Consider the following 23,312-nt stretch of genomic DNA (forward strand, 5'->3'; position numbering starts at 1 on the left):
AATTGAAATATGGAAATGACACAGTTTAAATTACACTCCCCCTATGGCAGGATTATTCGATTGATAGTAATTGATTAACTCCACCTCTTTCTGATTCACTTCTTTGTCAGAGGCAGTCTCAGATTCCCACAGTATTTCTTTTCTAATAGTAAAGTCACGCTGCTGTTCTCTTGTGAAGTCTCTTTCTATGAGCTTGCTGTTGGCACTTCCAAAGTAGTTTAAGGTATCTGTTAAATCTTTGCCGATGTATATTTTGCCATTAGGATACATGATCTTGTAAATGACTTTCATCTAGTATGAAATTAATCCTTAAACCTATCAAAATATGAAATGTCTATTTCATAAACCACTTTGGGCTTTAGCCCCAGCTCTACTTTTTCAAACATGCTAATTAACTTTTGACCATCCACAAGTTCTATTTGTGGTGCTCCATCACGATTCGCTTCTTTTATAGCTTCATTGGTAAATGTGCCAGTTGTCATAATAATTCCTTTTTCAGCTCTACCAATCATGGCGTTTCTAAAGTCTCCTACCTGTGCCCTTGAAACAGAACCTTTGTACCTTTTGCATTGAAACAGCACTTTAAAACTTACAAAAGGGTTAACCTCCAAAACACCATAACCATCAATACCGCCGTCGTGAGAACCGCCTGTTACTTCTACTTTTTCAAAGTTATGCTCTCTTAAAAGCTCTTTACACACTCTCTCAAATCCAGAAGGAGACAAACTTTGTAAAACCTCCAGCAGGTTCCCTTCTGCACTTAGCTCAGCCTCTTCAGGAGACTGTTCTTCCTGCTCTATAATAACATCTGCTTTATCTTTATTTTTCCTAGCCCGTTGGTTTATTTCCACCCACTTTAAGAAGATATCATGAGCTTGCTTATAATCTAAATGAGTGCTTTTGCCTTTCTCAGTAAGCTTCCAGGTTCCTCTTACGGAAGAATCAAGCAGGCCTTCCCAGATAAGATATTGTCTTGCCCAAGCTACCTGATTATGAAATCTATTAGTACCAGATTTCAAAGTTTGGTCCAGAAAGTCATCCTTCAGCTTTAAAGTTTCAGCAATTTTAATTGAAACTTCCTGTGGCTTACCTGAATAGCCAAGTTCACGTAATGCATCTAGCACAGGACCAAACCATTGTACAAATTCAGCCTGCTTTTTCTTTTTAGCCATTATTTTCTATACCTAAGTATAAGTTAGAGAAAACAAACCTTACGGTTAAGAAAGTGTAATCAACCTAAAAGTAAGATTATTTTCTCTGGATAATATAAGCATTTAGTCTTGGAGTAGATTAGATGTAAAACAAAAAAGCTGCTCCGTTTCCAGAGCAGCTTTTTCCTATACTTTAAATTCACCGTTGTTGCGTCTTCTGACCAACAACAAAAAGTCCTGAGTCTTGTGTCTTAAATCTTGTGTCTCTAGAAAAAACTACACCAGTTCTTTCTCTACCAAATACTCTGCAATCTGCACCGCGTTGGTAGCGGCGCCCTTGCGCAGGTTATCGGCCACAATCCACATGTTCACGGTGCGCGGCTGGGTTTCGTCTAAACGAACACGGCCTACGAACACCTCATCTTTACCATGTGCGTCTTTCGGCATTGGGTACTGCAGGTTCTTCACGTCGTCTACTACCACCACGCCAGCTGTTTCGCCCAGTATGCGGTAGATATCATCCAGAGAGAAATCCTTTTCAAACTCCACGTTCACTGCCTCCGAATGGCCGCCCATTACTGGAATGCGCACTGCTGTAGCCGTTACACGAATAGAGTCGTCGCTCATGATCTTCTTTGTTTCCAAAATCATCTTCATTTCCTCTTTCGTGTAGCCGTTGTCCTGGAACACATCAATGTGCGGCAGCACGTTCAGGTCGATGGTATACGGATAAGCCTTTTCGCCTTCTTTACCCTCACGCTCGTTCATTAACTGGTCAACCGCTTTCACACCCGTGCCTGTTACCGATTGATAGGTGCTCACCACGATACGCTTCGCCTTCAATTCCTTGTGCAGGTTATTCAGCGCCACCACCATCTGAATGGTAGAGCAGTTCGGGTTCGCGATAATCTTATCCTCTTTTGTTAGTTCGTGTGCATTAATCTCAGGCACTACCAGCTTTTTGGTAGGGTCCATGCGCCAAGCAGAAGAGTTATCTACCACCACAGTACCTGCCTCTGCAAAACGAGGAGCAAGTGCGGTTGAGGTACTTCCACCAGCAGAGAAAATTGCAATTTGCGGAGCAGCGGCAATCGCCTCTTCCACCCCGATAACCTTTATCTGTTTACCCTTAAACTCGATCTGTTTACCAACAGACTTCTCTGAAGCAACCAACAATAATTCTGTTACTGGGAAATTCCTTTCCGCCAGCACTTTCAAAATTTCGCCGCCAACTAGTCCTGTGGCGCCTACAACTGCTACTTTCATGGTTTAAGGTTTATTTATTTAATTGTTGTTCATTGTTGTTCTATGGTAGAACGGCTAAAATGGAGGTCTTCAACTTTTTAACTTCTACCTTTTTAACTTCCCCAACTCTGCATACTTTTTCCCGTAAAAGTTCTAAAATTACCAGCTGGAGTTAAAATGGGCTTGCCCTTTCGCTGTGCGAGCAGGCCAGGCTTCCGCCTATACTCCTCGCCCTCACGGGCTGCGGGGTGTCGGCTCTATCCCTCACGCGGGGTGCAAAGTAAACAAGTTTTCATCACTAATTCTACAAATGAAACAAACTTTACCTCAAGCCTTTGCACATTTTCTAAAAGCAATACTGTGTTTTGTGTTCAGAGCTGCTAACTTCTGCGCCATTAGCATAGTTCCTTTTCCTCATGTTTTTAGAGTAGGGGCGCTGTTTATAAGGAGGAGCTTAGGGGGAAGTCTGTTGCTGCTCCCATTACTGGCCCAGGCCCAGCTGCAAGAAAACTTTTCTGACGGTGACTTTACGCAAAACCCCACTTGGGCAGGCAATACTGAAAGTTTTATAGTTAACGCTACAGAGCAACTGCAAAGCAACGGCCCCGCCGCCACAGGCACCACGTTATATCTGGCTACACCCTCGCAGGCTGTGGTTGGTACGGTTTGGGAGTTTTGGGCAAACCTGCGGCTGGCAACCTCCTCAGGTAATTATACCGATGTCTACCTCATCTCAGACAAAGAAGACTTAAGCAGTGCCGATATAAACGGCTACTTCGTGCGCATCGGCGGCACGGCAGACGAAGTAAGTCTGTTCCGCAAAGACGCAGGCCGTAATCCTGTACTTATAGTTGACGGCGAGAACGGCACCATCGGCAGTAGCAACAACGTGGTGGGAGTGCGGGTAAGCCGAAGTGTAAACCACGAGTGGCAACTAGAAATAGACATTACAGGTACAGGCGAAAACTATACAAGTCAGGGCACCGCCACCGATGCCACCCACCAACGCTCCAATTATTTCGGAGTATTGCTCCGATACAGTTCCGCCAACAGCCGCAACTTCTATTTCGACGATTTCAGCATCACCGACGCACAGCCACCTGCGCTGCAGGAGTTGGAAACTATAAACCGACAGGAACTGACGCTACGCTTTAATGAGCCCCTTGCAGAAGGTGCAGCACAAACTGTAGCAAACTTTACTTTAAATGGAAACCTACACCCGACGATAGCTGAGTTAACAGAGGCAGGAACAGTACGGCTGTGGTTTTCGCAGAACTTTAGCAACGGCAGCAACAGCTTAAGTATAGCCAATATTTCCGATCTCTACGGTAACTACCTTACATCGCCTATAGAAACAGATTTTACCTTCGTGCCGCCAGCGGTATTACCTAACTATAATGAGCTGCTCATCACTGAGATCATGGCTGATGAGTCGCCAGCAGTGGGATTGCCCGCACAGGAGTATATCGAACTATATAATTCCACTTCTGATAAGGTGCTCACGCTGCAGGGTATCCGCTACTCCGATGCCACCTCAACTACCACCCTACCCAACGTGCAACTGTTGCCAGGTGAATATGCGGTGGTGGTGCCGAATGCGCAGGTACAAAACTTTAGCCAGTACGGAAAAGTGATCGGCATCAGCAACTTCCCGAGTTTGAACAACAGTGGCGAACTGCTGCAACTGCGCCAGCCGAATGGCCGCCTGGTTTATGCTATAAGCTACAGCGATACCTGGTACAAAGATAATCGCAAACGTGAAGGAGGTTGGAGCCTGGAAATGATTGATGTGAGCAACCCCTGTGCAGGAGCAGAAAACTGGACTGCTTCGGTTGATTTGCGTGGCGGTACCCCTGCGCAAGCTAATTCCGTAGCTGCCTCTAATCCTGATAACACACCACCTGTTTTAGTAGCTACCACCGCTACAGCGCCACAAAGTATACTGCTGCGTTTTAACGAGCGCCTTGATAGCTTACAAGTTGCCAAGGTTGTGAACTACAGTTTAAGCCCAGGTATAAGTATATTAAGTGCGCAGGTACAAGGACCGTTGTTTGTGGAAGTTACATTGCAACTGGCGGAGCCGCTGCAGGAGCAGACGCCGTATACCTTAACCGCAACAGGTATGGTAGATTGCTCTGGCAACCTGAGCCCGCAGCCGCAGCAGGTAAGCTTTGCCTTGCCCTCACCACCAGCACCTGGTGATGTCGTTATCAATGAAGTGCTATTTAACCCAAGGCCGAATGGGGTGGATTTTGTGGAGCTGGTAAACCGCAGTGATAAATACATTAACCTAAATAACTGGCAACTGGCCAACACCAGCGGTGACACCATTGCCAACCAACGCACCATCACCAGTTCCAGTTATGTGCTACAGCCAGGGCAGTACGTAGTGCTTACCTCCAATACTGAAAATATAAAAACAAATTACCCCGCTGCCCGCGAAGAAACCTTTCTACGTATGGCCACGCTTCCTTCTTACCCAGACGGAGCAGGCACAGTCGTCGTGCTGCAGCCTGATGGCCGTGTAGCCGATAGCTTTGCTTATACTGATGATATGCATTTTGAATTGCTGGATAATTTGAATGGGGTATCGCTTGAGCGGATACGGCTGGAAGGGCCAACTATAGCGAGTAATTTCCACTCCGCCGCCAGTACGGTTTACGCCACGCCTGGCTACCACAATTCACAATCGCAGGAGGGGGTGGCGGCGCAGCAGCTGTTCCAGGTAGAGCCGCAGGTTTTCTCCCCCGACGGCGATGGCTATGAAGATTTCACTACCATCAACTATAGCAACGCCCAAAATGGCTTTGTGGCCAATATCACCGTTTTCGATGCGCAGGGACGGGAGATACGAAAGCTGGCACGGAATGAACTGTTAGCCTCTAACGGTTTCTTTCGCTGGGACGGTATTCGTGAAGACGGTACCAAAGCAGCCATTGGTTATTACCTGCTCTACATCGAACTCTTCGACCTGAACGGGCAGGTAAGTGTGTTCAAAGAGAAGGTGGTGGTGGGAGGGAGGTTGTAGCTTTATTTTGCCGAAGCTGTTGGTCCAACCATCTCCCTGATCTTCCTTGACTAAGGGATCAGAGAGAGGTTTCAGAACCAAGACTTTTCTACTGGTAACGGAGCTTGGGGAGAGGTCTTACTTAAACGACTTTATCCAGGGCACCATATCCTGCAGCATCGGAGCGAAGGCTGTACCGTGGCTTTTGCCTTCAATTGGGATAAATTCGAGCTGCTTAGCCCCTTGTGCCTTAAAGCGCTCGTAGGTTTGCTTTGAGTTCTCGAACGGCACGATGTTATCGGTAGTGCCGTGGTAGAGGCGGGTAGGACTCTGCGGTACCCAATCAAAGAAGCTGTTGGCCTGTAGCGCCTGCTTTAGCGGTTGCTCTTTACTGGCATCACTTAAAGCGGCAAAAAAGGCTGGTGCGAAAAGCTTCTTCGGGTCCGTAGTTAATTCACGGTTAATGCTGCCGCCGCTGTTTTTACCGTTAAGCAAGCCTTCAAGTTTAGAGGCGTAAGGCTCCTGAAAAAAGTCTGAAAGCGGACGGTTCCAGTTGTTGGTCTTGTTGTACGACTGCAGCACGTAGACCAGGTAAGCAGGGTACGAATATGATTTGCCAGACTTCACGCCCTGCAGCATTGATACCAAATCATAGCCCCCTGCACCTGCTGCTGAAGCTGTTACCTTCAGGCCATGCGTCGGGTTGGTTTCGATCTCCTTTTGCGCAGCTAGCGTTACGAAGCCTCCTTCGGAATAACCTGCCAGAAACAGCTTGTCGTTTACCTGAATTTCCTTCTCTTTGTAAAAAGACTTTGCAGCTTTGATCATATCCACCACAGCCAAAGCAGAATGTTTTTGGTCGTAGTATGGGTGAAAGATCTCTGCGGAGGCTCCGAAACCGATGTAGTCAGGTATAAGGGTAACATAGCCAGCGGCTGAAAATAGCTCAAAGCCAGATAATCCTTTGAAGTTGGAAGGAGCTTCGCTTTGCGTAAAAATGGTACCGTGTTGTGCGCTGATAACAGGAGCAGGCGTAGTCATGTTTTGGGGCACTACTACCAACCCCGAAGCTTTAATCGCGTGGCCCTGATAGGTGGTGGTGTATTCCAGTTTGTACACGTCCACACCATACTTGATCTCGTTGGTATAAACGCTGTAGCCCTGCGAATTTGCCACCGACTGCAGCATGTCCTTTGGTACGCTCAGCAGCAGTTCCGACGATACATAGAAGTTTGTTTTAGGTGTAGTTGTGGCTATTGTCTCAGGAGATGCAATAGGCTCTTTCTCGCATGCAGTAGTAGAAAGCAGCGAGCTGAGCAGTAATGTATAGGTTAAAATATGTTTTAGCACGAGCATAGAAGTTAAATGTAAGCTGATAAATATGGGCCACTGTGTTATTGAGTACCATTATTTTCATTCTCAAATTCAATAACTATACCAATGTTTGCCTTATGTTATGATTTGAGTTATAACTCCTGTGCCCTGCTAAATAAATAACGCCAAAGGCAGAAACGATAGGGAAATTTAGTCTCAGGAACGGAGACTAGTCCTTTGTTATGCTGAAAATAATCCTCCATCAATTCTCCCTCAATCAAGGGCAAACGTTTAACTTGCGCCACTTTTGCCTTAAGCCAAAATAGTGGTTTTAGAAGCTTATGGCTATATCTTATACTTGCTTCTTATAAATGGAAGAGATTTTATACCTGTGTCTGTTTGCCTTTCTGGCGGGCTTTATTGATTCGGTTGTGGGAGGCGGAGGCCTTATTCAGTTGCCTGCGCTTTTTATATTTCTGCCTGGCGTGCCTGTTCCTACTATATTCGGAACGGGTAAGTTGGCTTCTATTGCAGGTACCACTTCGGCCATGGTGCGCTATGTGCGTAGCGTCAAAATCAATTATATGGCCATTTTACCAGCTGCTGCTGCGGCTTTTGTCTTCTCTTTTCTAGGGGCACGTGCCCTCAGCCACCTCGATGCCAGCTTACTGAAGCCCTTGATTCTGGTGCTACTGGTTCTGGTGGCGGTGTATACTTTTATCAAGAAGGATTTCGGCTCATTGCATGCGCCTAAGCTAACGGAGGCAAAGGAGAAACTACATGGCTTATTAATTGGAGCCGTGATAGGCTTTTACGATGGCTTTTTCGGGCCAGGCACTGGTAGTTTTCTGATCTTCATTTTCATCGGTATTTTCGGTTTTAATTTTCTGGCGGCCTCGGCGGCGGCTAAGGTGGTGAATGTGGCTACAAACCTTTCGGCTTTGCTGTACTTTGGCTACAAAGGCTACATTCTGTATGAAGTGGCTATTCCGATGGCGATCTGCAGCATCATTGGTTCACAATTGGGTACGCGCACAGCGCTAAAACGAGGCACTGCCTTTGTGCGGGTGCTGTTTTTGGTGGTGGTGACGGGCATCATCATCAAGTTTGCTTACGATACCTACGGCACAGGTGGCAGCGACTTTGTAAAATTAAGTTCGGCAGTGCTGGAATGGGTTAAACTGAAAGGATAGGGATCTGCGGGGAGATTTATTTGATGGAGAATCTTACAGGAAAATAATAAATACTTCTTACAGGCTTTCCTGCTGCTATGGCAGGAAACCAATCGTTTGGTATGAGCTTGAAAACACGGATTGCCTCCTCATCCATGCTATAGCCCACTGATTTTTCTAATTTATAGCTCAGTACCTGGCCTGTTTCAGATAATTCCACTGCTATTACTACGACACCCATTGCATCTGCTCGTACGGCGGCGGCTGGGTAGCGGATGTGCCTGCCTAATATAGTCATAACACGGGCTTTGCCGCCAAGTAGGAATGGTTCACTATCAACTGACTTTTTCTGATAAGCCCCGTCTATGTATACTTCTGCTTCAGGAGCGGATGTATCGGGGGCGTTGAACTCATAGGTTTGTTTCAGGTTCGTAAAATCATACTGACTATTTAGCCTGCCTTTATACCCATAAAATGACCAGATGCCAGTTCTTTGGCCCATGTTGTACTGGCCTTCTGCTTTCCAGCTAGAGCCTTCCATCGTGTACTTGCCATGTTTTATGCTTTGGTCGCTTTTCAGGGCGTAATAACGTTCTACATGGTCTTCCTGCCGTACAGATTGTTTTTTTGTTGATTCACTTGTAGCAGATACCTGTTGTGCAGATGTCGTAAAAAATACACCCGAAGAAGAGCAGCAGGCAGCATAAAGCACTAGTTAGTTTCATAACCATAGAATTTATCAAATATAGTAATATTTAGTTGATAAATTCTATGGCTATAGTTGGTTATTCATCTACTTCTATATTTCCTGCTGACCAGTAAAGCAACGTTTTTGCTTTAGCGTATTTTGCTCTTAAAACATATAGTTTTAACTGTGCCTCCATCAGTTTCATCTCGCGTGCGTTTACCAGGAACAAAGAGCTTTCTCCGTTCTGGAACCGTATTACTTCTCCGTTGCGAAGCACATCGGCATTTTGTACCATTCGCTCTTGTAGCCTGATTTGTACCTCCAGTGCCTGCCACTCGTTAAAAGCAGCTAACAGATTGTTTTCTACCTCCCGGACTGTCTGCACAAATGCCAGGTTGTTGGTTTGTTGTTTTGCTTTGGTTAGCTGTAACTTTCCGCGTTCTTCGCGCAGAAACAGTGGAAGGCTAAAACTGACACCCAACTTATAGTTGGCTCCCATATGTTGCCGTTCCAAAACATCGGAGTTCAGGTAAAAATCGCTCTGTAGTACATTGTATTCTACATTTAGCTTTGGCTTTAGCTTATCGGCTGCAAACTGTTGCTCAATCTGTAGTTGTTGGCCTTTCAGGTTCAGCTTACGCAGGTCGGGGTGGTTTACTTTGGCTATCTCCAAAAGGTGCTGCAGCGAATCCTGCGGTAGCGACGTAAGCTCGCTACCGAGTATGGCTGGAATAGTACTCTCCTGCAGTTCCAGCGGTACCTGGTCCTCTGCCCATAGGTGTGTGGCAACCATAAGGCGGGCGTTGTTATAATTTAACCTGGCCTGCTCCAGCAATACCTGTCGGTTCTGCACTTCTGTAAGCGCCTCTACTGTGTCAATGGCAGCTAAGTCTCCCTCCTGCGCACGAATTTTAACCGCGTTTAGCCTAAAGGAAGCCAGTTCCAGCGACTCCTGGTATAGTTGTGTCTCGCGGAAGAAGAGTAGCCAGTCCCAGTAGTCTTTGGTGGCCTGTAGCAGCAGTTTATTAATAAGCTTAATTCTGTCTGCTTCTACTATCTCCTGCATCAGTTTCGCCTGTCGTATGGTGGCTCGTCTTGCGTCAATAAACAGTCCCTGGCCCAGTGGCACCGAAATGCCTGCATAGCTCAAGCCATTTGCGGGCGTGTTGTTTTCTGGGTTCAGGTACTGCCCTTGTGTCTGGTCGAAGCCTGCGACAAATTCGGGGCCAAACCAAGTGGGTACGCGTAGCGCGTTGTTCCAGAGTGTGAAATACTCTTTGCCATTGTATTCTTTGCGGTACAGTTTACTGCTAATAATAGGGTCGAATGCACCGCGTGCCATCCGTAGTTCCTGGCGGGCCTGCTCTGTAAGTAAAGCGGCCTGCGAGGCAACAGGGTGGTACTGTAAAATAAGGCGATGAAAGTCCCGTAGAGTAAGTACCTGTGCAGAATCGGTTACTTGTGCCACCGCGTTGGGCTTACTCCCCAACACCGTCAGCACAAATAACACCATCCAGAAGACACGGCTATGCTTAATTCCCATTGTTGAGCCTACCTTCACTTTGATTTTTCAGTTGTATTTTTGTTTTTAGCACCTGCACTAGCTGTAGTTCCTCCAGTATAATCTGCTGGGAAGTTGTTTAACTGGCGCCAGATCTCATACCAGATAGGCACTGTGTTCAGCATGGCCCAACCTTGCACACCAGAACCTACCCGTATGGCATCAGGCCACTCTTCCTGCTCAGGGTCTGGTACCACCAGCAGGCGGTATTGCCCGTTGGTGCCTGTGTTATCGATAACTGCTACAGTGCCTCCAAAAGTACCGAAGCTTGCGCCAGGCCACCCAGAGAATACCAGCGCAGGCCAACCCTCAAACTGCAGTCGAATATCGTCGCCAGGCTTTATGAGCGGCAGGTCTAGGGCATCTACATAAAGCTCAGCTGCAAGCTGTGGGTCATGCGGCATAATAGTAGCTATTGCCTCGCCTTCTTTTATTGTCTCGCCTATACCTGCTTTTAAGGTTCTTACCAAATAACCTGTTTGCGGAGCCAGAATGTGGTAGTATTGGCTTCTGACATGTGTACTGCTGTACTCATTCTGCAATTTAGATACTTCGCCTACAGTGCCATAAAGGTAAGAGCGGGTAGAACTAAGTTCTGCCTCCGCTTTAGCAATCTTATCAGCATATTCAGCCTCTAAAGAGTTTAGTTCCGTGCGGGCATTCTGCAGTTCGGCACGAGAGGCATCAAACTTGTTTATTACCGAAAGTAACTTTGCCTGTGCCTCCTGTAGCTTTAGCCGACGCGCCTCCAACTCGGTTAGTGATTTTAAGCCTTGGTTGTACAGACTTTCCTGCCGTTCAAACTGAGCCTCGGCAATGGCAAGGTCTGTACGCTGCGCTACCACATCCATACTGTCGCTTTGCATTTTCAGGCGTGTTTGCTCTACCTTGTTGCGGGCTTTTTGTAGGCTGAAGACCAAGCCTTCGCGTAGCGCTTGTATCTGCTGTTGCATGGCAGTAATCTTTCCTTCTGTAGCTACGGCAGCGTCTTGTTTGGCGTTTAACTGCTCGCTTAGCCTTACGAGCAGGTTAGGGTCCATGTACTTCTCCTTTACCTCGGTGATGCTTGCAATAGTGTCGCCTTTTTGCACGAAGGCGCCTTCCATTATATGCCAGTTCTCTATTCGACCAGCTATAACAGCCTCCACTGTTTGCGGCCTGTCTTGTGGCGAAAGGGCAGTTAACATACCCTGAGAGCTAATGTTCTGCGTCCAAGGCAAGAAAAGGCAGAGCAGGAGCACCAGAAAGAGTCCAGCAATCCAATAGGCAAGTATACGGCCTTGCTGAGGCGTCTGTACCTTTTCCATCGCCTCCAGGTGTATACTGCTCATTTCAGTGTTATTTACTTCTACAGCCATTGCTTATTGAGTTACGTATGTTAAGTCCTGCAAAATATCCAGTTTGCTAATTTCGTCGTAGTTACCTGAAGCAATTAGTTTGCCATCCTGCATTAGCAACGTGCGGTCGCATAATTTCATTACATCAGCATCGTTAGATACAATAACAATGGTCCAGTCAAACTGCTTATCTGTGAGTACAGTCAGAAAATGCATTTTGTCTTTCTTGGCCAGACCAATCCAAAAGTCATCGATAATAAGCAGCTTAGGGCGTTGAGCCAAGCTGCGCGCCATTACAATTTTGCGGGCCACGCTGCCAGGCAGGCGCATGCTGCCACCTGTCAGGTAAGAATGCAACCCTTCTGGTAGGGAGTGTACAAAATCTGCCAGCTCCGTCAGGTCAATAGCCCAAAGCACATCATTTAGCGGCAGATCCCTGCCAAGCGTAATATTCTCCAGCAAAGTGCCGTCAAATACCTGCTCTCTTGAAATATTGTCGCCTATGTGGCTGCGCAGGTTCCCGACGTGCAGGTCCCTAAGTGATATGCCGTTGTAGGCAATATTTCCTTTGTAAGATGGATAAAGACCTAACAGCAGATTGATAAGCGTACTCTTGCCCGAGCTGTTGTAGCCTGCCAAGCAAATGTGCTCGGATGACTTTATATGAAAGTCTAAATTATGAATGGCAGTTTTGTTGCTGTCTGTGTACTGATAGCTCAAATCTTTCACCTTAATCTCCAGACCGCCTCCCTTCTGTAGTTCATCCAGTTTCATGCCTTTCACTTCTTCAATAGGTAGGTCAGTTACTTGGCCTATCTTATCAAGGCTGGTAAGCACATCATAAACCGTATCCAGGCTCACAACAATTTTCTCTACCGATGTCATAATCAGGATGATGATAATTTCAGAGGCAACAAATTGTCCTATGTTGATTTCACGCTGCACTACCAGTATACAGCCCAACACTAGCAAGCCACCCGTTATAAAGGTTTTAAAGCCAACAAAGCTGAAGTACTGTGTTATAAGCACACTGAAGTGCTCTTTTCGTACTTTCAGATAGCCGTAAACATACTCGTCCGTGCGTTTCATAGGCAGGTCTGTGTGTCCAACCAACCTGAATGTGCTCAGGTTGCGGGCCATCTCCTCCAGCCAAGCTACGGTTTTATACTTGTACTTCGATTCGGTTATACTAGTGCTTACGCCTTTGTCGCCCGTCCACCAGATTATAGCTATCAGGGTTACCACCAACACCAGCCCCAGAAAAATAAAGTAGGGGTGGTAGAGCGATAGCAGGATTAGCCCGAACACAATCTGGATAACCGCTGTAGAAAAGTCGATCAGTATTTTGGACATGCCTTTCTGCAGTGTTACCACATCAAAAAAGCGGTTCATGAGCTCTGGAGGATAATACTTATACAGCTTTTCAGTCTGAAATCTCGGAATACGATAAGCAAAATCGAAAGCTGTTCTAGCGAAAAGGCGTTGCTGTATGTATTCCACCAGCCATAACTGCATAATTTGCAGGCCGCCGTTTGCCAATAAGGCTACAATAATGAGTACGATTAGTACTACAATGGAAACAGAAATCTGGCCGCTAGATACGAAGCCGATAATACTCTGTATGAAAAGCGGAACCGATAAACTGATAAGTCCTGCTGCCATAGCATACACGTACAGATACGTGATCTGACGTTTCTCCAAAGCCAGAAGCTCCAGGAAACGCTGCATAGGGCTTTTACTGTTCTGAGTGCTGTTGTTACTCATATGATTCGCTGTATAACGATTGTTGTTATTTACTTTCTATAGTTGAAAAAACCAGGTGCTTTAGAAACTGTGTAGTCTCCTCATTGCTCTCTGTGTCAGGAATCTCTGTTAATGAAGGCAGGTGCCTTGCATAATATACTTGCTGGTGTGCAGCTTCCATTACCGTACTTATTAAAGCGTGCGGAAAAGGATAGGTATCGTTTATATCCAGTACCATTATCGCTAAGCGATGGCAAAGGCGCTTCAACTCCAAAAAATAACCCTCTTTGTTTTCGGCGTCCACATCTTTTGTGTGGTACACTTTAGAGGATTCTGTCATCACGATGCGGTGCAGAATGCGTTCATCTATATAAGCCACATTAGGGTCGGCTTCCTGGCCAGCCTTGGTCAGTACCTCAATGGCACGGCATAATCTTTCGCGCGCGTCCGCTATATTGTGCGTCTGGAAGCTAAGAGTGTAGTCTACCCAAGCCCAGTACCACGACACCAGGTACACCAGCAGTTTGTGCTTGTTCTCGAAATAGCGGTAAACCGATGCTTCAGTAGAACCAATTTCGGCGGCTAATTTTTTAAAGGTAAACTGCTCAAATCCTAATTCATCAATCAGCTTTATACTTTCTGTAATAATTTTCCTGCCTAGTTCGGTACTTTCTGGCTCGCGCAGATACGACTTATGGCTTAGGGTAATATGTACACTTGTGGCCATGGTAAGGCTATTGAACATTTGTAACTTTTGAAGTTTTGGAAATTAAATCGCTTAAACTTATTTCTCTGGTTGTACTACAAAGATATGTTAACTTTTGTTCATAATAGTAAAGCTATTATAAAAGTTTTGATTACTATTAATTTTTGCTTAAAAATTTTCGATTAGTGTAGTGTCGCTGGTACTGCCATGGGGGCTTGATGCCTTTCTTGGTCACTTTTTGTTAAGAAAGATGTGTGGATGTTTTGGTGTTATGGTATGCACTCCTTTTCATAACTCATAATTCGTGTCTCGTAATTATTAATTACTGGCTACCTTTGTAGCCTATTTCTGCCGTACGTATAGTAACAGGCAAGTTTAAATACCATCACTATGAAGTTCGAAGATTACCGCATCTCTGACGAAATAAAGAAAAGCTTAGAAAAGCTGAATTTTAAGAAGCCTACTGATATTCAGTTTAAAGCCATATCTCCTATTATGCGAGGGGAGGATGTGCTGGCGATTGCACAGACTGGTACTGGTAAAACAGCGGCCTTTGCTATACCTGTGCTCGACAGACTGCAGTTTAGTAAGAACCGTAAACGCGGCGATGGTATAAAATGCGTGGTGATGGTGCCGACACGTGAACTGGCGCTGCAGATAACCGATGTGTTTAACGAAATTGGCCGCGGCACCCGCGTCAGTACTTTTTGTGTTTTCGGAGGAGTAGAGCAGGGGCCGCAGATTGCGAAACTGCAAGATGGCATAGATGTGCTGGTGGCAACACCTGGCCGCTTGTTTGACTTGGTAAGCCAAGGGCATATTCAGTTGCACCGAGTGGAGGTGCTTATCCTTGACGAGGCTGACCACATGCTGGACCTTGGCTTTATACATGATATTCGCCAATTGATCACAAAGCTGCCACGCCAGCGCCAAACATTGTTTTTCTCGGCCACCATCAACGAAAAAATAAAGGAGCTGGCATACTCGCTGGTGAATAAACCTGTGCGCATACAGGTTTCTCCCAAAGACCCTGTGGCCAAAAATGTAGACCACTCCGTTATGTACGTGGGCATGGACGATAAGCGCTATTTTCTGGAGCGTGTAGTGAAAGAGAACCCAGATAAAAAAATACTGGTGTTTGTGCGTACCAAAGTGCGGGCCGAGCGGGTGCTGAAGGCGATGGAACGTGTAGGTGTAGAAAGCATGACCATACACGGCGATAAAGAGCAGAAGGACCGTAATGATGCCATGAAGAAGTTTCGTAAAGGCGAGGTGAAACTGCTGATCGCCACGGATGTAAGCGCCCGCGGTATAGATATACCTAGTGTGGAGTATGTGGTGAATTATGACTTGCCCGAACAGCCCGAAAACTATGTACACCGTGTGGGCCGTACAGGTCGTGGCACCGAAAAAGGTATTGCAGTATCGTTCTGTGCGCCTGAGGAGAAGCCTATCCTGGATGAGATACAAACCTACCTTACCAAAGATGTTAAGGTGCTAGAGGTAGATAAAGACGACTACGAAGCAACCATCGACTTCAGCACTGATGCCAAGTATGACTGGAGGACCCTGATAAAAGAGGCGGAAGAAGAGGAAAAGCTGGGACGAAAAGTAAAGAAGAAAAAGAAGAAATAAAAAGCTTTATGCTATGCATCAAAGGCCTGTGCAGATTTCCGTCTGTACAGGCCTTTGGTGTTTTAAGGCTGAATGACTTTGCCTCTAACTAACAGTTACATCGATAAAGTAACAGCGCCTCTGTAGGTGCCTGTTTCGGTTTTGATAAAGTAAAAGTAGTTTCCACCTGCGCTTCCATTTCCTGTCCATTCAAAGTCTTTTGAGTTGGCTTGGTAAATCTCTTTTCCCCACCTGTCAAATATTTTCACTTTGAACAAGCCCTTCCCGTTATAAGCAACTTTAAAGCTGTCATTCTTCCCATCGTTGTTCGGCGTAAAGATGTTCGGAACAAAAAGGTGGGGCGCAACTATAACATTGTATGTTTTGAAAGAGCTACAGCCATATTTATTTGTTGCTGCCAAAGTAACCGTGTACTTTCCTGCGTATTCATACACATGAGCAGGAGATGGAACACTAGTGGTATAGCCATCTCCAAAGTCCCAGTGCCAAGACACTAAATCTTCGGCACGAGCCTCTACATAAAGTGGCTCGTTATGCTTAAGTGAGTCGTTTGAGGCAGTTATGGCCAGGTTGTTTAAGGAATTATAGTTTACGGTTACTTCGTCTCTTGCTGTGCATACGCTGTTGGTAACTTCAGCCCAGTATGTTCCAGAAGAATTCACGGTTATAGAAGGAGTTGATCTTCATGCTTTTCTTTCTTTGGTTATTCTAGGCTTGTATCAACAGAGCATATTTGTTGCTGTTCTAGGGGTAGACTGAAAACTAAACTGTATATTACACTATAGTAAAAGGCTTGTATTTAGTAGATTAGGAAATACTTGTGCAGTAGCAGCGCGAATGCCTTGTTGCAAGATGTGCTTAGAAATAGGTAAACTGAGTTATAATCCTTCTAATATGAAAAAGAAATTCATCTACAGTTGTTTCCTCATCTGCTTTGTCTTGTTGGCTGCCTTTAAACTGCCGCAAAACCAAGAAGCGGAACTTGTACTCGATGCCAAAGCAAAATTAGGAGAAGGTGCTATCTGGCATCCAACAGAACAAAAGCTGTATTGGATAGACATTGAAGGCAAAGCGCTGCACATTTATGATCCTGTTACTAAAAAAGATATACAGTTCCCGACTGGCTCTAGAATAGGCACGGTGGTGCCTGTGCAAGGTGGAGGTGCTTTAGTGGCGCTACAAAATGGTATTCATAAAATGGATACAAAAACAGGTAAACTAACTTTTGTGCTAAATCCTATTGCAGGCGATGATCAGATGCGTTTTAACGATGGCAAGTGCGACCCCGCAGGCAGGTTTTGGGTGGGAACAATGGCGCTTGACTCTCGAAAAAAAGCTGCAGCGCTTTACCGAATGGACAAAAATAAAGATGTGCACCAGATGTTGGACAGCGTAAGCATTTCTAATGGTATTGTGTGGACGGCAGATAGAAAGACCATGTACTATGCCGACACGCCAACCATGATGGTACAAGCTTTTGACTATAACGACAAGACTGGCGAAATATGCAACGGCAAAGTAGCCTTCCGAATACCACGATCGGCAGGTGGTGCCCCAGACGGTATGACATTGGATGCAGAAGGAAAACTTTGGATAGCCTTGTGGGGGGCGGGTGCCGTAACACGTTGGGACCCTGAAACAGGCGAAATGCTGCAAAAAATAGAAGTGCCTGCTCCCCAAACTTCCTCCTGCGCCTTTGGTGGTGAAAACCTGGACATATTGTACATTACCACAGCCAGAGAATGGCTCAGTCCTGAAAACCTAAAGAAGTACCCGCTGAGCGGAGGCCTGTTCGCTGTAAAGCCTGGTGTGCGTGGTGTTCCAGCCTACACATACAAAGGCAAGCTATAGCAGAGTGTTATAGTTGTAAGTAGTTGCCTTCTTAGCTCCTCTGATAGAGATAGTAACTATATTAAAGATATGCCTTCTGTCACTGGAGTCATTCCTGAACCTCGTAAAACATTCTTTACAGAAAATTAAGAAGTCTTTTTATAAATTTTCATATATTTTAAGGTTTCTGTTTTGAAGCTTCATGACTAGCTAACTACCTTAGTATCATGAAAGGGAAATTGATTGGAATGGCAGCAGGGATAGGATTTATCCTGTGCAGTGGGTCGGAAGCAAAGGCGGTGTCTCTACAGCAGTTTAAAGCGGAAGCTAGTCAAGCAAAAGTTAGCTTAAAGCAGGAGGATAAAGGAGAGCGATACGCGAAATCGAAGAAGCACCAATCGAAGAAGCACCAGGAGTATACTTTTAAAGTTTTATTTAATAGCGGTGAGGAGCGCGACTTTACGGGGCGCATAAATTTTTCGAAAGAAGATTCTACCTATTCGCTTGTGTCTGATGATGAGGCTATCAAAGCATCTGAAACAAAGCAGATCTCCAGATTTGATGAAGCTACAGGCAAGAAAATTGTAGGTGCCACGAATGGAAATAAATGGTTATTTCCTGTGATTGAAGGGAAGATAAATGGCTACAGTACTTTCGCTGAAACTAACGCAGGTTATGTGACCCATATTAGTAGGAATGGAAGTGGCCAATTGTATTCCTTCGAGATAAGCAAGCGAAAGGACCGCGAGCAAACTGGCGTAATGCTGCAGGAGTTAATACACGGCAATACCGAAGCCGAGCAATTGATGCGAGAATTCAGGCACAAAGATAGGAAGCAGCAACTGGCTCAGAATATTGCGCTGGGAGGTTTAAGTTTGGCTGTGATAGGCGTTGCAGCACCTGTGCTTGGTACGGCATTGGTTGTGGGCGCACCAGCAGGCCTTACAGCTGGCTTGGCAGCAGTATCGGTAAAAACAGTAGACTTACTCGAAGTAATTGCCACTTATAACAGCACAGAGGCAATTGCTTTATTCTAGAACATCAAAAGGTAACCAGCTCCAGAAATAAGTCCCCCTTAATCTTGAGGCTGGTTACCTTTTTTACATTTTGTTTGTTTTTACCTGCTCCAGTAGCCGTTCTATCCAGAAGATCAGAAATAAAGCAACCAGGTTAACCCCAATAAATTTCTGCCCAGTATCAGTCCCTAAATCGAACTGAAAAGAGGAGAGGGCCAAGCGGAATTTAAATGTCCAGGAGCCGACCATGTCTGCGCCTATACCTACTCGCAAGCCTGCCACATACTGAAAGCCGTAGCTACCAAAACTGAAGTATATTACTTGCAGTACCTGGTTTGCTAGTGAAAGCTTAAGCCCTTTCTGCGGATTACGGTACAGCATACGACCACAAAGTATAGAGAACACGAATAGCGCTGTGGCAAACAATGCTACACGCAGGGCCTGCTGTGTAATAGTTACTTCTCCACTAAACATAACCCACAGCATGAGGGCTATACCCAATATGCCACCTGCTATCTGGTAAATGGCCAGTCCTTTTAGTTGGTTTGACAGTTTTTTCTTTAACACACTATTTTTGCTAATCTGTTGTTACGACAATGAGATGGCAAAGGTAGGCATGAATTCTGAATGAAGAATTGGGAACAAGAATAAATACATGCCATATCCATAGTAGGAGTTTAATCTTCCGTTTTAGAAGGCTCTGTCGTATCGCCTGGCTCTGAAGATGGTAGCACTGGCAGCAGTAGTACTTTGTCTATGCGGCTGCCGTCCATATCCACCACCTCTAATTCATAATTTTCTATCGGAAGTTTTTTTCCAATGTTAGGTATGTCAGAGAGTTGGTACAGTATAAATCCTGCCAGGGTGGTGTAATGCTCAGGCATATCAGGAATTAACACCTGATCGAGTTCCTGGTTTAGGTGGTGGACTGGCACAGAGCCACTGATGAGGTAGCTTCCGTCATCTCTAAGATAAATATCTGGCTCCAGCGGCTCATCCTGGTCTGGAAGATCGCCTACAATGGCCTCTACTATATCGTGCAGCGTGATAATGCCTTCTACAGTGCCGAATTCGTTTACTACAAAAGCAAGGTATTGCCGCTGCTTCTGAAAAAGCTTTAGGGTCTTTACAGCCAGCATGTGTTCCGATAAAAAGATAGGTGCAGCCAACAGTTCTGGTAACTCCTTGCCCTCGAAGTCCAGATTCTCGAAATAATCTTTTACAGACAGAATGCCCACCACATTGTCGATGTCGCCTTTGCACACAGGAAATTTGGTATGCGCACTAGATAAAATAGCCTGGTGCAGTTGCTCTGGTGGCCAGTTTAGGTCGAGCCATTCAACTTCGGTCCGGTACGTCATCAGGTTGCGGTTGCGCTGCTCGTAGAGGTAAAAGATGTTGTCGTGTATGCGTTGCTCCTCCTGTTCTAGTACTCCTTCCTTGCCAGCCACACGTATCATGTGGCGCAATTCTTCTTCTGTAACGGAGGCTCCTTCTGTGTTTGGTTTTATGCCTAGCAGCCTTATAATTAAGTTAGTAGAGCCTGATAGCAACTTTACCAGGGGGTAAGTAATGACTGTAAACACCCTAACGATGGGAGCTGCAATAAGCGCTATTTGGTTTGGGTTATTTAAAGCTATGGTCTTCGGAATTAGTTCTCCAATTACGATGGTGAAATAGGTGATCAGGCCAATAACAACAACAATAGAAATCTGAGGAGCATACGGTGCAAATGCGTCAACGCGGGCAATAACTGGTGTGAGATCGTCGGAGAAGGCAGCACCACCGTAGGCACCTGCCACAATGCCGATAAGCGTAATACCCACTTGTACCGCTGAAAGAAAGTTCTCGGGGTCCTCCAGTAGCTTAAGGACTATCTTGGCGCTGGAGCTGCCTTCTAGTGCTTTTTGTTCTATCCTGTTCCGCTTTACAGACACCAAGGCAATTTCAGATAGGGCAAAAAATCCATTCAGCAGCGTCAGTATAAGAATAATAAGTATCTCCATAGTTTGCAGTAGTGGCTTAGTATGCCTGATACGTAACCAGACAGTAGAGTTGCATACGCAAATTTTTACCCTGTTGCTAACTTTAGGTGATACAATGGGAGGGTGAAGTTTATGAAAAATAGCTTCCTACAGCGAAGGGCTGAAGGTTAAGCGTGTGAAACCATTGTCATAATGCATTATGGCGCAAGCGGACGTTTGTGCCAGGTTTTTTAGGAGAGATGTTTTTGTTTTAGCAGTGAGTTGCAGGAAAAGCCTATTTGGTTTTGTCCTTTGCCTTACGTAGCACTTTCATGTAGGCAATCAGGTTATCCATTTCCTCATCCGAGATAACGTCTTCTTTGAAAGCAGGCATCATGCCCATGCCGTGGCGCACCTGAAACCGAATAGCAGTGCCAGGTAAGGGCTTATTATTCAATGCTGGTCCTACGCCTGTGGCGCCTCCTGGGTGGCATTTCTGGCAATAGATATTGTATACCACTTCACCTTTAGCCACAGCCTCTTTTGTAGTAGCAACGGATGCATAGTGGGGGGTGCCGCGTTTAGCTGTGCCGCAGGCAATTACAAAAAGCAGGCAGCAAAGTATAAGTATAGCGTAGGTGGTTTTCATAATTTATTTCTTTGAGATCTTCCAGATAACGCCTGAGTTTTGCTGCGGAAATGAGTTTTCTTTTGTCATGCGCATAATGCCGAAATCTACTACATACAGGCTGGTGCCGTCTGGCGAGAACTTAACCGCAATAGGTCTTTCTAAGCCTCCCGATTTTAGCTTGGAAGCTGGTCCGTTTTCTTTGCCTTTGTTGGCAGCAAACTCTTTGATAACGCCATTCTGTACGTTTACACGCATCACCTTAAAACCAACAGGGTCGAGTACTTTGCCTACCTGCGGAGCCATATCACCGAATTGCGCTATAAAGGCCTCACCTGCATAGCCGAAGTTGTTGTTTGTGGAGAAGTCGAGGCCGTTGGAGGAGGAATGTACACCTAGAACAGCCGCTGGTTTGGGAGGTGTGTTAGGGTGGTTTGCCAGCAAGCGCTGAGGTGTTTTTTCGCCAGGAGGCGCGTAGCTTTTATTGTGCAGCGGTTTGCCACCCGTAAAGTCGGGCCAGCCGTACCACAGCCCCTGCTGTATTTCCCAAAGATAATCTCCTGTGCCCCAGGCAGGGCGTGAGCCACGCACATCAAAGCTATTATCGCTCACATACAACTTGCCTGTCGGAGAAAAAGCCAGCCCAAAAGGATTGCGAAAACCCCAAGCTACCAGTTCCATGTTACCGCCTTCAGGTGTGATTTTAAAAACAGCGCCAGAGCAAGGTAAAGCCCCTTGTATAACCTGTCCTGCTGATGCGGGGGTGCCATAAGGCGAGTAGGGGCCTGTGGTTTGCTTACCGCTTTTAGATGCTAAAGGTATTTCGCTCGTATAGTTCTGTCCTGTAAGGGTAACGTCCTGGCAGGGAATGTCATGGAAGTCGGGGTGGCGCTTAAGCCAGCCATAATTGTAGTTGTCTGGGCCAACAACAGCAGAGTTTGTAGCGGTGCCCAAGGCAAAGTAAACATTTCCGTCGGGGCCAATGGCGGGGCCGTTGGTATGGTGGTCGCCCTTCGTTGGCAGGTCTTCAACCAAAGCGTTTATTTCTCCTTTGGGGGAGATGCGTAGTATTTTGCCGCCTTTTAGTTCGCCACCCTCAGCTACATAAAAGTTGCCGTTGTGGTAGGTAATGCCCGTCCAGGGACCGTTTTTTTCGCCAGTGGCAATAGTGGTTAAGTTTCCACCAGCCTCAACACGTAGTAGTTTTGGCTCCAGAAATACCTCCCCATAAGAATAGCCTGCCTCAATTACATACAGTCTCCCTTCCGCATCAAACGCCACACTTGTAGGAAAAGTAAGCCCTGTGGCTACCGCCTCTATGGTATATCCTTCTGGTAAAGCAATATCTGCGGCATTGATAGCTCTTGCATTAGGCGATTTCTCAATCTGACCTCCTCCCTCCGAGGAAAGAATACGGTAGCAGCTACTTAGCACAAGCAACAGCATGAATGGTAGCAGGCGCTTTACAAGCATAGGGTTTTTATATTAAATTTTTTGTTATATCTTAACATGTATAAGTGCAGTACGTCAGCAGGTAGCGAAGGTTAATTACGGTAGCGGTGGCAAATAAAGTATACTTCCACAAACCCACGAACAGCAAAAGTTATTTACTGGAGGCTGCACTCTGGGTACTTGGCGTAGCAGTGCTTGCCCTGATGGAGCCAACAGGCAAACACGCCTTTAGTTTTTGCCCTTTTAGCTGGGTGTTGGAGCAGGGTTGCCCTGGCTGCGGCTTAGGGCACGCAATCGCTTTTTTAGCTAGAGGAGAGTTAGCTGCTTCGTGGCAGTCGCACCCGTTGGGTGTTCCTGCATTGGTTATCATTTGCTATCGGGTGGCGGTGCTCGTTAGGTTGTACTTTGGGCTTATCTGGTGGGAGCGCGCCTAGAGCTGAATAACAAATACATCTTACCTTCATGATATTTCAACTCTATCAAAAATAATTTCCATGGCCAGTATTTTAAACATTATGCCCGATCTGGATGCCGATGAAATGGCTTTCGTGCAGAACCTTGTAAAAGACATGTCGGATGCAGAGGTGCAGCAGTTCGCCAGTATTTACCGTTCCCGCCGACGTGAACCTATGCTCATATTAGGAACCACTTTACTTGGCTTCTTTATGGTGGCAGGTGTGCAGCGGTTTCTGGTTGGGCAGATCGGGATGGGTGTTTTATACCTGCTTACAGGTGGGCTCTGTGCCATTGGCACCATCGTAGATCTTATAAACTTCAGAAGGATTGCCTTTGAAAATAATATAAAAGAAGCTCAATTGGTGGTAGCCATGATGGGCGGCAACTATAACCGTTTTTAAGCTGCT

The 23,312-nt window shown here is 45.9% G+C and carries 21 protein-coding genes; 7 read left to right on the top strand and 14 right to left on the bottom strand.

What is annotated here, in order from left to right; genetic code table 11:
* Nucleotides 1-30 precede the first annotated feature (30 nt).
* The 3 genes from LN893_RS14905 to LN893_RS14915 form a co-directional block, all read right to left on the bottom strand.
* On the bottom strand, nt 31-291 hold the full coding sequence (locus tag LN893_RS14905; RefSeq protein WP_229971412.1) for a GIY-YIG nuclease family protein: 261 nt from the start codon (nt 289-291) through the stop codon (nt 31-33).
* Nucleotides 292-302: 11 nt separating this feature from the next.
* Entirely contained in the window at nt 303-1,172 is an 870-nt protein-coding gene (locus LN893_RS14910) for a restriction endonuclease (protein WP_229971414.1), read from the bottom strand.
* A gap of 255 nt (nt 1,173-1,427) precedes the next feature.
* A complete protein-coding gene (locus tag LN893_RS14915) occupies nt 1,428-2,417 on the bottom strand; it encodes an aspartate-semialdehyde dehydrogenase (RefSeq protein WP_229971416.1) in 990 nt (329 codons plus the stop codon).
* Between the two features lie 289 nt (nt 2,418-2,706).
* Here LN893_RS14915 and LN893_RS14920 point away from each other — a divergent pair, with 289 nt between their 5' ends.
* On the top strand, nt 2,707-5,424 hold the full coding sequence (locus LN893_RS14920; protein ID WP_229971418.1) for a lamin tail domain-containing protein: 2,718 nt from the start codon (nt 2,707-2,709) through the stop codon (nt 5,422-5,424).
* 117 nt (nt 5,425-5,541) lie between these two features.
* On the opposite strand, the gene LN893_RS14925 is transcribed toward LN893_RS14920, so the two are convergent.
* Nucleotides 5,542-6,759 carry a lipase family protein gene (locus tag LN893_RS14925; protein ID WP_229971420.1) on the bottom strand — a complete coding sequence of 406 codons (1,218 nt, stop codon included), beginning with the start codon at nt 6,757-6,759 and terminating at the stop codon, nt 5,542-5,544.
* Between the two features lie 329 nt (nt 6,760-7,088).
* Between LN893_RS14925 and LN893_RS14930 the strand changes: the two genes are divergently transcribed.
* Entirely contained in the window at nt 7,089-7,910 is an 822-nt protein-coding gene (locus tag LN893_RS14930) for a sulfite exporter TauE/SafE family protein (protein WP_229971422.1), read from the top strand.
* A 16-nt stretch (nt 7,911-7,926) separates the two neighbouring features.
* On the opposite strand, the gene LN893_RS20790 is transcribed toward LN893_RS14930, so the two are convergent.
* The 5 genes from LN893_RS20790 to LN893_RS14955 all read right to left on the bottom strand — a co-directional run bounded on the left by LN893_RS20790 (nt 7,927) and on the right by LN893_RS14955 (nt 13,945).
* Nucleotides 7,927-8,601, bottom strand: a complete 675-nt coding sequence (locus tag LN893_RS20790; protein WP_229971424.1) for an energy transducer TonB — start codon at nt 8,599-8,601, stop codon at nt 7,927-7,929.
* 73 nt (nt 8,602-8,674) lie between these two features.
* Entirely contained in the window at nt 8,675-10,120 is a 1,446-nt protein-coding gene (locus tag LN893_RS14940) for a TolC family protein (RefSeq protein ID WP_229971426.1), read from the bottom strand.
* 14 nt (nt 10,121-10,134) lie between these two features.
* The gene (locus LN893_RS14945; protein ID WP_229971428.1) at nt 10,135-11,496 is read right to left on the bottom strand and encodes an HlyD family secretion protein; all 1,362 of its coding nucleotides are present in this window, start codon (nt 11,494-11,496) and stop codon (nt 10,135-10,137) included.
* A 3-nt stretch (nt 11,497-11,499) separates the two neighbouring features.
* Nucleotides 11,500-13,239 carry a peptidase domain-containing ABC transporter gene (locus tag LN893_RS14950; protein ID WP_229971430.1) on the bottom strand — a complete coding sequence of 580 codons (1,740 nt, stop codon included), beginning with the start codon at nt 13,237-13,239 and terminating at the stop codon, nt 11,500-11,502.
* A 25-nt stretch (nt 13,240-13,264) separates the two neighbouring features.
* Nucleotides 13,265-13,945: a TetR/AcrR family transcriptional regulator gene (locus LN893_RS14955; RefSeq protein WP_229971433.1), complete on the bottom strand. Its 681-nt coding sequence runs from the start codon at nt 13,943-13,945 to the stop codon at nt 13,265-13,267.
* A 369-nt stretch (nt 13,946-14,314) separates the two neighbouring features.
* Here LN893_RS14955 and LN893_RS14960 point away from each other — a divergent pair, with 369 nt between their 5' ends.
* Complete coding sequence (locus LN893_RS14960) at nt 14,315-15,559, top strand: DEAD/DEAH box helicase (protein WP_229971434.1); 1,245 nt, start codon at nt 14,315-14,317, stop codon at nt 15,557-15,559.
* 95 nt (nt 15,560-15,654) lie between these two features.
* Here the strand turns inward: LN893_RS14960 and LN893_RS14965 are convergent, their stop codons facing one another.
* Entirely contained in the window at nt 15,655-16,221 is a 567-nt protein-coding gene (locus LN893_RS14965) for a T9SS type B sorting domain-containing protein (RefSeq protein ID WP_229971436.1), read from the bottom strand.
* Nucleotides 16,222-16,453: 232 nt separating this feature from the next.
* Between LN893_RS14965 and LN893_RS14970 the strand changes: the two genes are divergently transcribed.
* Nucleotides 16,454-17,410: an SMP-30/gluconolactonase/LRE family protein gene (locus tag LN893_RS14970; protein ID WP_229971438.1), complete on the top strand. Its 957-nt coding sequence runs from the start codon at nt 16,454-16,456 to the stop codon at nt 17,408-17,410.
* A 206-nt stretch (nt 17,411-17,616) separates the two neighbouring features.
* Nucleotides 17,617-18,426 carry a hypothetical protein gene (locus LN893_RS14975; protein ID WP_229971440.1) on the top strand — a complete coding sequence of 270 codons (810 nt, stop codon included), beginning with the start codon at nt 17,617-17,619 and terminating at the stop codon, nt 18,424-18,426.
* Nucleotides 18,427-18,489: 63 nt separating this feature from the next.
* Here the strand turns inward: LN893_RS14975 and LN893_RS14980 are convergent, their stop codons facing one another.
* From LN893_RS14980 to LN893_RS14995, 4 genes are all read right to left on the bottom strand, one after another.
* Nucleotides 18,490-18,972 carry a hypothetical protein gene (locus LN893_RS14980; RefSeq protein ID WP_229971442.1) on the bottom strand — a complete coding sequence of 161 codons (483 nt, stop codon included), beginning with the start codon at nt 18,970-18,972 and terminating at the stop codon, nt 18,490-18,492.
* A 110-nt stretch (nt 18,973-19,082) separates the two neighbouring features.
* Nucleotides 19,083-20,411, bottom strand: a complete 1,329-nt coding sequence (locus tag LN893_RS14985) for a hemolysin family protein (protein WP_229971444.1) — start codon at nt 20,409-20,411, stop codon at nt 19,083-19,085.
* 253 nt (nt 20,412-20,664) lie between these two features.
* Nucleotides 20,665-21,018: a c-type cytochrome gene (locus LN893_RS14990; protein ID WP_229971446.1), complete on the bottom strand. Its 354-nt coding sequence runs from the start codon at nt 21,016-21,018 to the stop codon at nt 20,665-20,667.
* Nucleotides 21,019-21,021: 3 nt separating this feature from the next.
* Nucleotides 21,022-22,470, bottom strand: coding sequence for a PQQ-dependent sugar dehydrogenase (locus LN893_RS14995; RefSeq protein ID WP_229971447.1), 1,449 nt, complete (start codon nt 22,468-22,470; stop codon nt 21,022-21,024).
* A gap of 86 nt (nt 22,471-22,556) precedes the next feature.
* Between LN893_RS14995 and LN893_RS15000 the strand changes: the two genes are divergently transcribed.
* Nucleotides 22,557-22,883 carry a DUF2752 domain-containing protein gene (locus tag LN893_RS15000; protein WP_229971448.1) on the top strand — a complete coding sequence of 109 codons (327 nt, stop codon included), beginning with the start codon at nt 22,557-22,559 and terminating at the stop codon, nt 22,881-22,883.
* A gap of 60 nt (nt 22,884-22,943) precedes the next feature.
* A complete protein-coding gene (locus LN893_RS15005; protein WP_229971449.1) occupies nt 22,944-23,306 on the top strand; it encodes a TM2 domain-containing protein in 363 nt (120 codons plus the stop codon).
* Nucleotides 23,307-23,312 lie beyond the last annotated feature (6 nt).

It is taken from the genome of Pontibacter harenae (assembly GCF_020907245.1).
GTDB lineage: Bacteria > Bacteroidota > Bacteroidia > Cytophagales > Hymenobacteraceae > Pontibacter > Pontibacter harenae.

Coding starts and splice junctions, on each gene's coding strand:
- LN893_RS14905 (WP_229971412.1), bottom strand. CDS start 291: ATGAAAGTCATTTACAAGATCATGTATCCTAATGGCAAAATATACATC.
- LN893_RS14910 (WP_229971414.1), bottom strand. CDS start 1,172: ATGGCTAAAAAGAAAAAGCAGGCTGAATTTGTACAATGGTTTGGTCCT.
- LN893_RS14915 (WP_229971416.1), bottom strand. CDS start 2,417: ATGAAAGTAGCAGTTGTAGGCGCCACAGGACTAGTTGGCGGCGAAATT.
- LN893_RS14920 (WP_229971418.1), top strand. CDS start 2,707: ATGAAACAAACTTTACCTCAAGCCTTTGCACATTTTCTAAAAGCAATA.
- LN893_RS14925 (WP_229971420.1), bottom strand. CDS start 6,759: ATGCTCGTGCTAAAACATATTTTAACCTATACATTACTGCTCAGCTCG.
- LN893_RS14930 (WP_229971422.1), top strand. CDS start 7,089: ATGGAAGAGATTTTATACCTGTGTCTGTTTGCCTTTCTGGCGGGCTTT.
- LN893_RS14940 (WP_229971426.1), bottom strand. CDS start 10,120: ATGGGAATTAAGCATAGCCGTGTCTTCTGGATGGTGTTATTTGTGCTG.
- LN893_RS14945 (WP_229971428.1), bottom strand. CDS start 11,496: ATGGCTGTAGAAGTAAATAACACTGAAATGAGCAGTATACACCTGGAG.
- LN893_RS14950 (WP_229971430.1), bottom strand. CDS start 13,239: ATGAGTAACAACAGCACTCAGAACAGTAAAAGCCCTATGCAGCGTTTC.
- LN893_RS14955 (WP_229971433.1), bottom strand. CDS start 13,945: ATGGCCACAAGTGTACATATTACCCTAAGCCATAAGTCGTATCTGCGC.
- LN893_RS14960 (WP_229971434.1), top strand. CDS start 14,315: ATGAAGTTCGAAGATTACCGCATCTCTGACGAAATAAAGAAAAGCTTA.
- LN893_RS14970 (WP_229971438.1), top strand. CDS start 16,454: ATGAAAAAGAAATTCATCTACAGTTGTTTCCTCATCTGCTTTGTCTTG.
- LN893_RS14975 (WP_229971440.1), top strand. CDS start 17,617: ATGAAAGGGAAATTGATTGGAATGGCAGCAGGGATAGGATTTATCCTG.
- LN893_RS14985 (WP_229971444.1), bottom strand. CDS start 20,411: ATGGAGATACTTATTATTCTTATACTGACGCTGCTGAATGGATTTTTT.
- LN893_RS14990 (WP_229971446.1), bottom strand. CDS start 21,018: ATGAAAACCACCTACGCTATACTTATACTTTGCTGCCTGCTTTTTGTA.
- LN893_RS14995 (WP_229971447.1), bottom strand. CDS start 22,470: ATGCTTGTAAAGCGCCTGCTACCATTCATGCTGTTGCTTGTGCTAAGT.
- LN893_RS15005 (WP_229971449.1), top strand. CDS start 22,944: ATGGCCAGTATTTTAAACATTATGCCCGATCTGGATGCCGATGAAATG.